12 protein-coding genes are annotated in these 13,871 nt (G+C 42.7%); 5 read left to right on the forward strand and 7 right to left on the reverse strand.

Going from position 1 to position 13,871, the window contains the following annotated elements:
- Window positions 1–2: 2 nt before the first annotated feature.
- The 7 genes from ACHZBG_RS07765 to ACHZBG_RS07795 form a co-directional block, all read right to left on the reverse strand.
- Window positions 3–824 carry a carbohydrate ABC transporter permease gene (locus ACHZBG_RS07765; protein WP_320128879.1) on the reverse strand — a complete coding sequence of 274 codons (822 nt, stop codon included), beginning with the start codon at window positions 822–824 and terminating at the stop codon, window positions 3–5.
- Window positions 821–1,696: a sugar ABC transporter permease gene (locus tag ACHZBG_RS07770; protein WP_320128880.1), complete on the reverse strand. Its 876-nt coding sequence runs from the start codon at window positions 1,694–1,696 to the stop codon at window positions 821–823. The genes ACHZBG_RS07765 and ACHZBG_RS07770 overlap by 4 nt, the downstream gene beginning before the upstream one ends.
- Window positions 1,697–1,778: 82 nt before the next feature.
- On the reverse strand, window positions 1,779–3,086 hold the full coding sequence (locus ACHZBG_RS07775) for an ABC transporter substrate-binding protein (RefSeq protein ID WP_320128881.1): 1,308 nt from the start codon (window positions 3,084–3,086) through the stop codon (window positions 1,779–1,781).
- 723 nt (window positions 3,087–3,809) lie between these two features.
- Window positions 3,810–5,288: a glycerol kinase GlpK gene (locus ACHZBG_RS07780; RefSeq protein WP_320128882.1), complete on the reverse strand. Its 1,479-nt coding sequence runs from the start codon at window positions 5,286–5,288 to the stop codon at window positions 3,810–3,812.
- A gap of 3 nt (window positions 5,289–5,291) precedes the next feature.
- Window positions 5,292–6,245: a transketolase C-terminal domain-containing protein gene (locus ACHZBG_RS07785; protein WP_320128883.1), complete on the reverse strand. Its 954-nt coding sequence runs from the start codon at window positions 6,243–6,245 to the stop codon at window positions 5,292–5,294.
- On the reverse strand, window positions 6,232–7,071 hold the full coding sequence (locus ACHZBG_RS07790) for a transketolase (RefSeq protein ID WP_320128884.1): 840 nt from the start codon (window positions 7,069–7,071) through the stop codon (window positions 6,232–6,234). The genes ACHZBG_RS07785 and ACHZBG_RS07790 overlap by 14 nt, the downstream gene beginning before the upstream one ends.
- A 72-nt stretch (window positions 7,072–7,143) precedes the next feature.
- Window positions 7,144–8,559, reverse strand: a complete 1,416-nt coding sequence (locus ACHZBG_RS07795; RefSeq protein ID WP_320128885.1) for an L-fucose/L-arabinose isomerase family protein — start codon at window positions 8,557–8,559, stop codon at window positions 7,144–7,146.
- A 285-nt stretch (window positions 8,560–8,844) separates the two neighbouring features.
- On the opposite strand from ACHZBG_RS07795, the gene ACHZBG_RS07800 reads away from it, so the two are divergent.
- From ACHZBG_RS07800 to ACHZBG_RS07820, 5 genes are all read left to right on the forward strand, one after another.
- Window positions 8,845–9,609 carry a DeoR/GlpR family DNA-binding transcription regulator gene (locus ACHZBG_RS07800; RefSeq protein ID WP_320128886.1) on the forward strand — a complete coding sequence of 255 codons (765 nt, stop codon included), beginning with the start codon at window positions 8,845–8,847 and terminating at the stop codon, window positions 9,607–9,609.
- A 168-nt stretch (window positions 9,610–9,777) separates the two neighbouring features.
- The gene (locus tag ACHZBG_RS07805; RefSeq protein ID WP_320128887.1) at window positions 9,778–11,046 is read left to right on the forward strand and encodes a sugar ABC transporter substrate-binding protein; all 1,269 of its coding nucleotides are present in this window, start codon (window positions 9,778–9,780) and stop codon (window positions 11,044–11,046) included.
- A gap of 98 nt (window positions 11,047–11,144) precedes the next feature.
- A complete protein-coding gene (locus tag ACHZBG_RS07810; RefSeq protein WP_320128888.1) occupies window positions 11,145–12,047 on the forward strand; it encodes a sugar ABC transporter permease in 903 nt (300 codons plus the stop codon).
- Window positions 12,037–12,888: a carbohydrate ABC transporter permease gene (locus tag ACHZBG_RS07815; RefSeq protein WP_320128889.1), complete on the forward strand. Its 852-nt coding sequence runs from the start codon at window positions 12,037–12,039 to the stop codon at window positions 12,886–12,888. Before ACHZBG_RS07810 ends, ACHZBG_RS07815 begins: the two co-directional genes overlap by 11 nt.
- Window positions 12,889–12,916: 28 nt before the next feature.
- Entirely contained in the window at window positions 12,917–13,831 is a 915-nt protein-coding gene (locus ACHZBG_RS07820) for a nucleoside hydrolase (RefSeq protein WP_320128890.1), read from the forward strand.
- Window positions 13,832–13,871: the final 40 nt, after the last annotated feature.

Genomic DNA, 13,871 nt, shown 5'->3' on the forward strand with positions numbered 1-13,871 from the left:
TCCTATCCCTTGATGGCTCCTGCCGTCATGCCGCTGACAATATATTTCTGTAAGAAAAAATATATGAGTAAAATGGGGGTTATGACTGCCACTACATCGGCAAAGACGAGGTTCCATTTCGTTCCATACTTTCCGATATACTTGTAGACGGATATCGTCACAGTCCATTTTGAGGAGTCACTCAACAAATAGAAGGGCCCCATGAAATCATTCCAGACATTGATAAGTGAAATAAGTCCCGCAGTTATGAGTACGGGAGTAATGGTCGGAAAAATAATCTTGAAGAAGATACCAGGATATGAACAACCATCGATAAGTCCTGATTCATCCATCTCCCGTGGAATTGTTTTTATATAGCTAGTAATGAGGAAGATAGTAAACGGCAACAGTATTGCCGTGTAATAGGCTATCATACCTCGATAGGTATTGTGGATATGCAGATCCATGAGGGTCTTGATGGTTGGGACGATTGCCACAGGTATGACCAAACCGGAAACAAAGAAGAAATAGAGGAAATTGGTGAGTTTCGTCGACCAGCGTTGGAGTACATATGCAGCCATTGAGCCAAACAGAACAATCTGAAAGATGGAAATACCACCGATAATCAGGTTATTCAAGTAACCTTGCAGGATATTCCCTTCACCAAAGACGCTTTTGTAGTTGTCGAAGTTCCATTGACTCGGCATACCGAGACCCAAGCGTGAAGCTTCGGATAGAGGCTTGAATGAGTTAATGACAATCATATATAGGGGAACGATGACGACAAGGGATAATAGCATAAGACAACAGGGAAGAATCCACACTGTTTTGCTTCTGGTGCTCATAATGACACCTCACGTTTCTTGAGAAATCGTAACATCACGAAGGTAATGAGGGCGATGATGATTGTCTGAAGGAATCCTGCCGCCGAGGCATATCCCCAGTTTCCGGAGGCAAACTTCCGATAGACGAAAGTGTTGATGACTTCCGTCTCGAAGCCAGGACCACCTCCCGTAAGCACCAATACGATTTCGAACACCTTCAGGGAACTAATCATCGAAACGAGAAGATTGACCGTAAATGTAGAAGCAATCAAGGGTAATAATATATGGTGTACCCGTTGTAAATAGCTTGCGCCATCTACCCTTGCCTGTTCGAGTAGATCTTTATTGACTGCCTTGATACCTGAGAGATAGATAATCATGTTGAAACCACTGTCCTTCCATATCTCCGTTGCGATGATGGCAAACAATGCTGTATTGAAATCAGAAAGCCAGCTATGGGTCAGGGCTCCCATACCCAGCATCGTCAAAGTTTTGTTCAACAAACCGAACGTAGGATTATAGATGGCCTTGAATATGTATCCGACAATCAATGGTGCAATAACTACGGGAACGTAAAAGATTGTCCTGAAAAAACCACCAAGAATTTTCACCTCGTTAAGGGCCAATGCGAGAATCAGTCCAACAAGATTCAACAGGATTGTGGTGAACAAGGCATAGATGAGAGTGTTTGCAAGGGCATGGGGTAAAATACCTTCCTGAACCAATTCCTTGAAGTTTCTGAATCCAATGCGATGAATCGTAGGGGCATAGGTATTCCAGTCCGTAAAACTGTAATAGAATCCTTCGAATGTTGGAATGATGAAAAAGACGAAGAAAAAAAGCAAGGCTGGCAGGACAAGATAAATTGGATAGGTGAATTTCCTTCGTTGCATGGAATGTTTCCTTCTGTTGAATATATGAATGCCAGACAAGGAGCAGAATGTCTCCTACTCCTTGTTTTCGAATCAGGAAATCCTAAAGGAATTCTGAAATTTGTTTATTTCTTCCATCTTTCAGATATCCATCGTTGAGCATCGTGACTGCCTGATCTACGTTGCCACTCAGAATGACCATCTGGCATATTTTGTCAAAATCAGGGAAGCTTGCTTTTGTCTGCAACTGGATCTGAACCATGCCCTTATCACTGGTAAGATAGTTCATGATATCCTTCTGGGCTGTATATAAAGTGGAAGTCACGGATTTGTAGACTGGAATTCCAGAATTGAGTCCGTACCAAATATCGAGGTTATCCGTTTGAATCATGAACCGCACGAAAGTAAGAACTGCATCGACATTCTTACTTGCCTTGCTGACAAAGATTTGTTTCGGTGGATAGAGGGAAGCAACCCCCTCATCTGTTTCGGATGGCAATGGGAAATAACCAAGGTCATCGGCATTGCCAAATTTGCTCTGAATATCCGGTAACATCCAGTCTGCCTGAAATACCATGGCAGCCTTGCCTGAAGAAATGGCTTCTTCCTGCATATCGTAGGTTGCCGATCCTACATCTTCGTTGAGATATCCTTTTGTTTTCAGGGCATAGTATTTGCTGAAGGTATCCTTGACTGCAGGAATATCCTTCAATTGTATTTGGTTTTCGACAATCTTCTTGAGTCCCGAAGCTCCACCGATTGAGGGAATTATTGAGGATTGGAAGGCACAAAGTGTATAAATCTGGGTAGGCCACACGGTATCGCCAGCTTCATAGAAAGGTATGATACCTGCATCCTTTATGGTTTGCGCAATATCAAGTAATTCGTGGTAATTCTTGGGAGGTGTCAATCCAAGCTTTGCAAATACTTTCTTGTTGTAGTAGATACCCATGGCATTGTAGGTTCCCCATGGAATGCCATAGATTTTACCGTCTACAGTCTGATAGGTCTTGATTGCAGAGGTCAAGTCCGACAATCCCCGTTCACCGGTCATGTCGACCAGATTTTCAGAAGCACGCATGTTCGTATATTGGTTGGCCCCCGACCAGAACCAGAATGCATCCGGTGGATCATTGGTGGCGAACCGAGTTTTTATGATATTCTCATAATCAGTGGAATTGGGAAGGGCTTCCAAACGAACTTTGATGTTTGGGTTTATCTCTTCAAACTTGGCGATAATCTTGTTGAACGCCTCGATTTCCGTGTCTCCGCCGTTGATGACCGTGAAGGTAATCTGCTTCGCTTTCGATGACACTGTACCTTTTTCTTGTTGCTCTTTTGCTCCCGTTGCAAAGAGCATCCCCAGGGATGCTACAAGTACAACCAATGTAGCCAATATCTTTTGTTTCATATTGGTCATTCCTCCTTTTTAGGGGAAATTACAATTGCCATATAATACGAAAATGGTTTGTGATATTTCCCTTATAAAAATACACGTTTACCTTCTTATTCCAACACAATGTTTTCATTTTGTCAACAAAATACATATAAAAAGAGAATAAATGAAAGTATATGAAAACATAAAGAAAATATTATAAAATACATGAACCTCTTTTTATTAGCTGTGTTGTCGAAGTGTATTGATTTCCATCGTGCTATAGGTAAAGACAGGAGTGGTTTGCTACCCTCCCTATGATGAAGCATTTTTCTCCATTTACCAGCAAACCCAGCAAGAGGTCTTCCAGAGCCAGTCAATTTACACCAAGGAATATTCATGGGATTTATAGAATTCAGTGATGGCACACTATCCCTTGTTTTCATTTTAAAGTATTGGCTCATTTCGTGTGTTAGAGTTATTTCAGTATTTTTACTATTGATGAAAGATTGAGGTATTTTTCAGAATCACTAAAGCCGTAAACTAGCCATATTGCCTGTTGACGCATTTAAATTGTGTTTCAATTACATTATTTTCAGTTTCAACTATCTCAATAACGTACTACTTCCAAAGCTGCTAGTATTGAGTTAATTACTGACATTGACGAAAGCAGCCAAAGCATTTAATGATGATAAACATCAGTTACAATTCCAAGATCCTTGTATTTTCAGATAGTATCTCTGATAAATGGCTTATTTTCTAGCAACCATAGGAAAGTGTACAAGAGATAGCCTTCTGCCATCCTTGATACAGACAATCGCGCTCAGCTTCCTTCATGATCGGTTTGAAAGTATGTTTTCCAAGCACCGGGAAAATCTTGCTCTTTTCATAGAACCCCAAAGCAAGACCACAGGCAAACGCTGCACCTTGTCCAGACAACTCCTCAAGGGATGCGATACTGATTGTGGATTGCAAGATATCAGCCTGGAATTGCATCAAGAAAGCGTCCCTGGTGGCCCCTCCATCAACTTTCAACAGAGGGACAGAATAGCCAGACTCTTTTTTCATCAACTCAATGATATCCGCGATCTGGTAGCCAATCGACTCTTCTGCAGCACGAACCAATTCTGCTTTTCCAGTCGTCCTATTCATACCACACACCATTGCCCTGGCATTTCCCTCCCAATACGGAGCCCCAAGCCCCGAAAAAGCAGGAACAAGATAAAGCCCTGGGACAGGCTTTGCCTTCGAGGCAAGGGCCTCAACCTCTCGGGCAGAACCAAGTAATTGCAAATCATCGACCAGCCAGGTAATCGTTGCCCCTGAATAGTTGATATTTCCTTCGAGGACATACTGGATATTCCCTTCCAATCCCCAGGCAAGAGAGGTGACCAAGTCCTTGCAAAAAATTGGCCTATCACCAATATTCATCATGATGGACGATCCAGTACCGTAGGTTGCCTTGACCATTCCCGGTTGCAAGCAACCTTGGGCAAACAAGGCCCCATGGGAATCGCCCAATACGCCATGGAGAGGAATGGGATCATCAAAGATTCCACCGAAATCGGTATAGCCAAAGAGAGAATCAGAAGGATGGACCGGAGGAAGCATCTCCGGTGACAAACCAAAAAGGGAACATACATCCCTATCCCAATCCAATGTATTGATATTGAACAATTGGGTTCTGGAGGCGTTGGAATATTCAGTCAGGACAGAATGCTCAACGGTAAGCCGCTTGACCAACCAACTATCGATTGTCGAACATACAAGATGTTTTTCGCGTGCAAGTTCCTGTGCCTTGGGAACATTTTCAAGAATCCAGGCAAATTTGGCAGCCGAGAAATAAGGAGAGAGATTGAGCCCTGTCCGCTCCTTGATAAAAGTCTTGTGCCTTTCGAGACGCTTGCAAATGGCTTCCCCCCGCCCACATTGCCAGACAATGGCGTTGTAAACAGGCTCTCCCGTTTCCCTATTCCAGGCAAGGGAGGTCTCCCGTTGGTTGGAGATGGATGCTCCCACGATTTGTTTCGTGGATATCCCAGACTCATGTATGACACTCTTTACTGCATGCAACAGATTTGCATAAATTTCCAAAGGATCATGCTCAACCCACCCCTTCTCATCAATCAATTGTCTATGGGAAGTATCACTTCGCCTAAAAAGCTTTCCCTTTTTATCAAATAAAAGAGCCTTTGTGGTTGAAGTACTTTGATCTATTGAAAGAATATACTGGTCCATTGCTTATCCTTGTTTTCTTTTCAAGAGTTGAATGACGGCAGCTTTGATTCCTGTTTCATCAAGTCCATAATGCTTGAATAAATCCTGGGAATCCCCGGCAACAAGATATTCATCAGGGAAAGCCAAATTTATCACCGGGACTAAATGTGACCCACAAACAATCTGCGAGACAGTTGCGCCAAGTCCTCCATTGATACTATGCTCTTCCACCGTCAATATTGCCCCGGTTTCCCTGGCCGCCTTTTCAACGGCCTCCTGGTCAAAGGGCTTGAGGGTTGCCATATCCAGGACTCGAACGAAAAGGCCTTCTTGCAGAAGACTATCGGCAACTTCAAGGGCATGGTAAACCAATTCGCCACAGGCAATGATAGTAACATCAGTACCCTCCCTGAGGGTATTGGCTTTTCCATATACAAAAGGAGCGCAGGATACCGACTCATCATATATGATAGGAATCGCTTCACGTCCAACCCGAATATATACTGCTTGATCCATTTTCTCAATTACTTTGAGCATTGCCTCAGTCTGGACAGCATCGCTGGGAATGATGACAGAAAGATCAGGAAAGCAGCGTAAGGTGGCAATATCATGCAATGAATGATGCGAAGCTCCGAGAGCCCCATAACTGACACCTCCACTGACTCCGAATATTTTGACGTTCTGATGAGAATATGCTACATCTATCTTTATCTGTTCAAGGGCCCTTGTGGATAAAAAACATGCGGGAGCACATACATAAGGATGTTTCCCTACTGCCGCCAAACCTGCTGCAATACCCATTTCATCCTGTTCGGCAATTCCCGCTTCCACGAATTGATCAGGGAGTTCCTGGACAAACGTATTCAAGGAACAAGAGCCTCTGGCATCGGAACTGACGGCAAGGATAGCAGGATTTTCCTTGGCCAATTCAAGCAAGGTTGCAGAAAAGGATTCCCTGTTAGATTTAAATTGACGCATGTGCAAGCTCCTTCAGCGTTGTATCAAATTGGTTCATGGCACTGATAAAAAGCTTTTCATCTGGAACCCCATGATGCCATCTTGCAATATTTTCCATCTCGGAGACCCCCTTTCCCTTGATGGTATTTGCCAAAACGAGGGAAGGTTTCCCTTTTTCAAAGGGAATTTCGTGAAAAACCCTGATTATTTCTTCCATATCATTCCCATCAATTTCCCGAACGGACCATCCAAAAGCGCTCCAACGGGAAGCCAGAGGCTCCAAGTTCATTACATCTTCCGTTTTCCCGCTTATCTGTAAGTGATTTCTGTCCACTATCCCAATCAGATTATCCAAATGATAATTGGCGCCAGCCATGGCAGCTTCCCAGATGGAACCTTCTTCCTGTTCCCCATCGCCCATCAGTACATAGACCTTATTGGATTTGTGGTCTTTTTTAAGCCCCAAAGCCATCCCCACACCAATGGATAATCCATGTCCAAGAGCTCCGGTATTCATTTCTATCCCGGGAATCTTGTTATTGGGGTGACCAATCAAACGGCTCTCATACTGTGAAAAAGTTCTCAGCTCTTCCTTTTCAATGAAACCTTTTTCAGCAAGGACAGCCAAATAACCTTCAATACAATGACCTTTTGAAAGAATAAATCTATCTCTACCATCCCATTCAGGATTTTTGGCATCAATATTCAAAATATCAAAAAACAAGGCTGTCATAATATCAGCCGAAGATAAAGATCCACCTGTATGCCCTGTTTTGGCATTATAAATCATCTTCAGCAATGTTTTTCGAGTCTCCATTGCCTGAAGTTTGAGTTCCTGAATTTTCATAACCTAGCTACTCCTGTTTCTTTTCTCATACAGCATCTCATGAAAGTCTGTCCAGCAACTTTCAAGGCGTTCTTACAAAGTTACATCCTCGCCCCTGAGATACGCCTTGACATCTTCTTCGATAGGATCATAAAAATCAGGGGTAACCTTGATGTATTTGCATGCTTCATAGAGAATAGGAACAATATTCTGGTGTATCCCGACACAATGATGAATATAGGGACCACACACAATTTTATCTTCAAGACGCTTGATATTCTCCACTTCTATCCAAAGGTATGTTCCCATGCATTTAGGCCCATCTACACCTTCTGCATTGCCAAGCAACAAGGAATATTCTCCATTGTCACCATCAAACCTGCAGAGAGTCACCTTGCCATGATTGGCCTCGGCAGTCAAACTTCCCGGATGATCGAAAGCCAAAGGATAGCCTACCACAGGCTTTTCCTTTGCTACGGAAAGGGGCCAAGGCCCGCAATGCTGCAATAGTTCGCCATTCGGAATATCGGGATGCCGGATAGTCCAGTCGGCAAAGAAAGAATGATTTTTCCCCATTGCAGCGGCCTCAACAAGCAGAGCCGTAATTGCCCCATGGATATCAGTTTCGCAAACGACGGGAATTCCTTCATCATTCATCAGGGAATTGGCAGTACAAGGCATAATTCCCAGTTCAATTTGCAAGGCATCCCAACATTGAATGGCGATCGCCTTGCAACCATATTTTTTAACAAGGGCTTCCATGGCTACCTTCAAGGCAGCTACGTTTTCCAACTCATTGGGTTTTATCTTGATAATCATGGAAGTTTGCAAATATTCAATTACTACCTGGACTTCAGCAATATGCTTTTCCTTTGCCTCTTTTACTGCCTGAGTCAATTCAGTCATCGGAATAGGGGAAAGCTGAACATTAAACCTTTCGAGCAACTCACCTTCATTGCACATGGTCGTCAAAAAATCAAAAGGCCGGGTTGATATCTGCAGGATCCGTATGGATTGGAAAGTCTTTACCGTATTGCAGACTGCAAGAAAATCCTGTATCCCCCGTTCAAAGACAGGATCAGATAACCTACAGTTCGTCATGTATGTAAACGGAATCTGAAACCGGCGGAGAACTTTTCCCGTTGCAAATAAACCGCACTGGGTATCACGAAGTCTAACCCCATTCGGTTCGGGCCTTTCATCAAGCGGTCCCCAGAGCAATACAGGGACTTTCAATTCCTTGGCGAGCCTGGCACACTCATACTCTGTTCCAAAGTTACAATGGGGCAAAAATAACCCATCGACCTTTGCCGCCTTGAATTTTTCCGCAATCCTGAGCATATCGTCATCATTGTATAAAAGCCCTTCACTGTTTATATCGGTAATATCAACGAAATCGATATTGAGTTCTTTCAATTTATTGGCAGTAAGATCTCTATACTTTATGGCATCAGGGGCACTGAAGATACTTCTACGGGTTGGAGCGAAACCAAGTTTTATGGTATTCATGAAAGCCTCCTTGATTATTTCGGCTTCTAGATTATGCTAGATTGCAATAACAGTCAAGAATAATATCTTCGTTTATTTTCGTTTACATTTCATTTGCTTTCTTTTATTTGAAAATTCATCCAGTTTTTGCGCTCAAATACCCTATAATAGCTCTCTACTGCAATCCAATTCACGTATGAAAGGTAAATTTCCAACAGAAAAAGTAAAACATTTCAAAGCAATCTTTTCTTTACCAGCATATTGGAGTATCATTATTTTTGAATTCTACAGAAAGAAGAGGTATTTATGTTCCAAGATCAAAGACGAGAAAAAATCCTGCAATTACTGCAAGAAAACGGTAGTTGCAGAGTTCAAGAACTCAAAAAGCTCTTTAATGTATCTGAACCTACCATACGCCAAGATCTGGAATCCCTAGAGAAAACAGGAACAGTAACCAGACAGCACGGTGGAGCCTTCATCAATTCCCTATCCAACAATACCCAGATTTTTTCCTTGCCAAACCGTGGACACGAAGAACAAAAGGCAAAGATTGGTTTGAAAGCAGCAGAACTTGTTCAGAATGGGGATAGTCTTATCCTTGATTCCGGAACGACGGTCTCAGAAATGGTAGGACACATCAAGAGCTGCAAGAATCTTAACATTGTTACCAATGCGTTGAATATTGCATTGCAACTCGGGATGGAACCAACCAACAACGTATTGGTCGTTGGAGGAGTATTTAAACCACCAACGCTTTCCTTGACCGGGGAAAAAGGGCTCTCATTATTCGAGAATCTTTATGTGGAAAAATTATTCCTTGCCACTGGTGGATTCTCGTTGGAAGCAGGATTGACCTACCCTGCGTTCAGTGACATTGCCTTGAAAAGGGCTATGATTGCTTCTGCAAAAACGGTGTACCTCCTAGCTGATTCCAGCAAACTTGAAAAAGTTCTGTTTGCCTCCCTGGGGTGTACGGATACCATTGATTTCATCTTGACCGATGAGGGCATAACCCCGGAATATGTCAAGAAACTGGAAGCTGCCGGTATTCATGTCATCATATGTAAATAAAATTTGGCAAACAGATTTCAAGTAATCCCATCACAAATCAAAACAAATTAATTTCTTTAGTTTTTGATTGTTATTTTTTTGTTGCAGTTTTGAATAGCTCAGTTTAATATGGTTTTTGCATAGTAAATGAAAATATTCGAAAACGAATAAAAAACAAGGATGGAAAAAATGAACAGAAAATTTGTCTTATTGGCCTCTATTCTCTTTACTGTTTTTGTTTCGTTTGGGTTCGCAAATGGAAATACAGAAACATCAGCAAAAAGCATAGAACCAACAATCATTAAATTCTATGGATCCGACGGGGCTTATAATAAAAACATCATTGCAAAATTTGAGGCAGAAAACCCTGATATCAAGGTACAGATCGTTCCCATCGACTTTAATAACGCCGAACAAGTAATCAAGACTGGTATTGCATCAGGCAACCCTGTTGATGTTTCCTTTTTCTGGGGTTCACAGATAAGCGCCTTTACCAATGGCAATATGGCAACAGATCTCACTCCCTATCTGACTGCCGATAACAATGCTTGGTTAAACACGTTTGTCCCCAAATATATCGATGCCGGCAAGATTGATGGAAAATACTATGCAATATCCTATCAACCCGTTATCGAGACACTTTTCGTGAACAAGACGATTTTTACCGAGAACAATCTTGAAATCCCACAGACTTGGGATGACTTGATGGCAGTCGGTGCGGAATTAAAGAAGAAAGGCATTTTTGCAATAGGCAACTGGTCAGGACAAAACCACCAATTGTTGCCGTTTGCCTATCAGATCATGGCAAACAATGGCGTTCTTGAAGACGGTGCCGCCGGAAAACTACCGTTTGCAGGACCTAACGAAACCCCAGGGTTACGCCAGAACCTCCAGATGATCAAAGATGCCTACGATGCAGGTTATTGGTACCCCGGTGAAGGAGCTTTGACGGCAACCAGGGACCAAGTGCAGGCAGCTTTCTACCAGGGTAAGATTGCAATGCTTTTTGATGCTGGATCCAACGTAGGAACCTATGAGAAGAATGCAACTTTCGATTTGGGCGTAACAAAATTCCCCTTGGTAAAGAAAGACTCAAAATATGGTGTCAATGTAGTCACCAATGCCCTCTTCATCCCTATCAATGCAGCACACAAGGCTGAAGCAATCAGATTCATGAAGTTCTACACAAGTGATGCAGGACAAGCAGAGACCATGGCAACGGGAAGATTGCCTTCAATCAAATCCAAGCAGGATAAAATTGATAACAAACTCATGCAAGACCTCATGGATACCACTATGGGAGACAATGTTGTCAGCTATAGGCATCTTCAGAACATTTCCCCTGAAATCAATAGCTTTGTCTCAAATGACTTGATTGGTTCCGTATGTTCAGGCGAATCCATTGATTCAGTTTTGGCAAATCTCGAATCCTTGAGAGTCAAGGCAATGGGTAAATAAACCTTTCATTCCAGTATTCTTGGTTTTCTCCTGCTTCCAAGGTAGGAGAAAACACTTGAAAGGATTCCTCCCATTACAAATTATTCAGGAGCTTCGTAATGAAAAAACATGGACAAAGCGGACTGAGCAAATCCTACATTCTCAAAGGATATTTATTTCTGGTTCCGGCAACCTTGGTATATTTGATTTTTGCAGTTATCCCCTTCTTTGACAACTTTATCTTATCCTTCCATTCTTGGACGGGATTTGGAGATAGGGTTTTTACAGGCCTATCCAACTATATAAATGCCTTCCAAGACCAAAACTTTTTGAGAGCAATTTGGAATTCCGTGTATCTGGGAGTTATTTCTTCGATCTTCAGTGTCATTATTGGAGTACTGTTTGCTTGGTTGCTCTTATACATAAGCAGGAGAGCTGGAGGAGTTTTTAGGACAATATTATTTTCACCCAGCATGATTCCTGCTGTTATCACCGCCTTGATTTTCTCTTTTGTGTATGAACCGGAATTTGGAATACTCAACAAAATATTGGAAGCAATCGGCCTTGGGTCGTTACAGCATGCCTGGTTGACAAACAGGGCGACAGTATTGAACTCAATCGTGTTTGTCTCTGCCTGGAAACAAGTGGGATTAACCATGGTGCTCTGTTTTGCAGGTATGCAGGGAATTCCCAAGGCTCTTATGGAATCAGCATTCCTTGAAGGAGCCTCCGACTGGACGATGTTTCGCAAGATCATCCTGCCTCTTACCATGTCCTTTGTACAGCTAAGTGCCATTTTTGCACTTATGTCCGGATTGAAAATCTATGATACAGTCCTGGCTCTCACCAACGGGGGCCCTGGAAAATTTTCCATTGTCATGCCGATGTGGATTATGCAAAATGCCTTTTCCTTCAATCATTACGGGTATGGAGCGGCAATGTCCGTAATCTTTGTCCTCATCGTGTTGGCAGGAATGATCATAACCAAGAAAATTATCAGAGGAGATGCGTATGAACTCTGAGAAAAATATTATGCAACATAATAAGCCAATGGTAGCTATTTCGTATTTTATCCTGATTTTGGCAACACTTGTTGTTGCCTACCCACTTCTTTTCCTGTTCTTTACTTCCCTTAAAAACACCCAGGAATTCTTTACCAATCTATTTGGAATTCCCGGCAATCCGAAATGGGGAAATTATTCAGCAGCCTGGACAACAGGACATCTTGGCTCTTATTTCTTCAACAGTATGTTTGTCACGATTACTTCGGTCATTCTGACCGTGATACTGTCGACCCTGGGAGGATATGCACTGGGCAAGATGAAACTACCCCATTCAGAAACCATCATCATGGTCTTTATGGTATTCAATTTCATTCCTGGCATTGCAATCTACATATCTTTGTATTCCATGATGGCAAAAATGCGAATGCTCCAGAATTTTACGGCTCTCATACTTCCCTACACTGCCTGGCAAATACCTTTCAGCATGTATATCTTCAAGAAATTCTTTGAAACAGTACCCAGCGATGTAATAGAAAGTGCCCGCATCGATGGATGTTCGGAAATGGGTGTCTTCATGAAAATCGTACTGCCGCTTGTCACTCCGGCAATCGCGACGGTAACCGTATTTACTTTTATCAGTAACTGGGGAGAGTTGATGTGGGCCCAAATTACTACGGCAAGTTCCATGAACATGAAGACCCTTCCTGTCGGACTCCTGAATTTCAAGACTGAGATGGGTGTAGAATGGGGACCTTATGCAGCAGGTTTATGCATAGTCACCATCCCGCTTCTCCTTGTCTTCAGTTATTTCCAAAAATACTTTGTCGCGGGACTTACCCAAGGTGCAGTAAAAGGATAAGGCATCCAATTAAAAAAAAGAGGAACCAATGAGATACACAAACTATACATTTTCCGTACCGGAATCAAAGATTGTACGCGTTATTACCGACACTGATGCAAAAAACGAGGCAGATGATCAATTTGCCATTGTGCAAGCTTTGCTTTCGCCTAAATTCGAGAACGTAGGGTTCATAGGGGCCCACTTTGGCATAGACAGGGTAAAGAACAGTATGGAAGCAAGTTATGCCGAGTTGGAAAAGGTTTTTTCCAAAATGCACTTTCCCACAAAAGGGAATCTCTTTCATGGTGCTGCAAAACCCCTGGAACACAAAGGAACCCCCATTGATAGCGAAGGTGCCCGGTTGATCATCCAACAAGCAATGGCTGATGATCCAAGGCCTCTCTATGCAATATTTCTGGGACCGCTTACTGACCTTGCAAGTGCCTATCTTCTGGAACCGCGGATTGCAAATCGATTGACCGCTATATGGATAGGAGGAGGAAGCTATCCCAACGGTAGCATCGAATTCAACCTTGGTAACGATATCCTTGCAGCAAATGTTGTCTTCGGATCTGCCATAAATCTTTGGCAAGTACCTAAAAACATGTATGAAAGGATGACCGTTTCCTTTGCGGAACTGGAAAACAAGGTATATCCTTGCGGGGAAATAGGAAAGTATCTTTTTGATCAATTGAATGAACATGCGCAGGAGCCATTACCTGCAAAAAGTCCCTTTCGTTCCGGAGAAACCTGGGTGCTGGGGGATTCTCCCGCCGTGGGCTTGATCCTGTATGAACAACGTTTTGAATTTGACTGGATTCCCGCGCCCTTGATCGGTTCGGACATGCAATACATCCATACCAATTTGAATCGACCGATTCGGGTGTATCGATATATTGATTCTCGATTGATCCTTGAGGACCTGTACAGTAAATTGGCTTTATTTGCACAAAAACAGTAAGCAGATGAGGCAAGAAACCTAGAACACCTACAAGGAACCA

The sequence above is a fragment of the uncultured Sphaerochaeta sp. genome (assembly GCF_963676625.2).
Lineage (GTDB): Bacteria > Spirochaetota > Spirochaetia > Sphaerochaetales > Sphaerochaetaceae > Sphaerochaeta.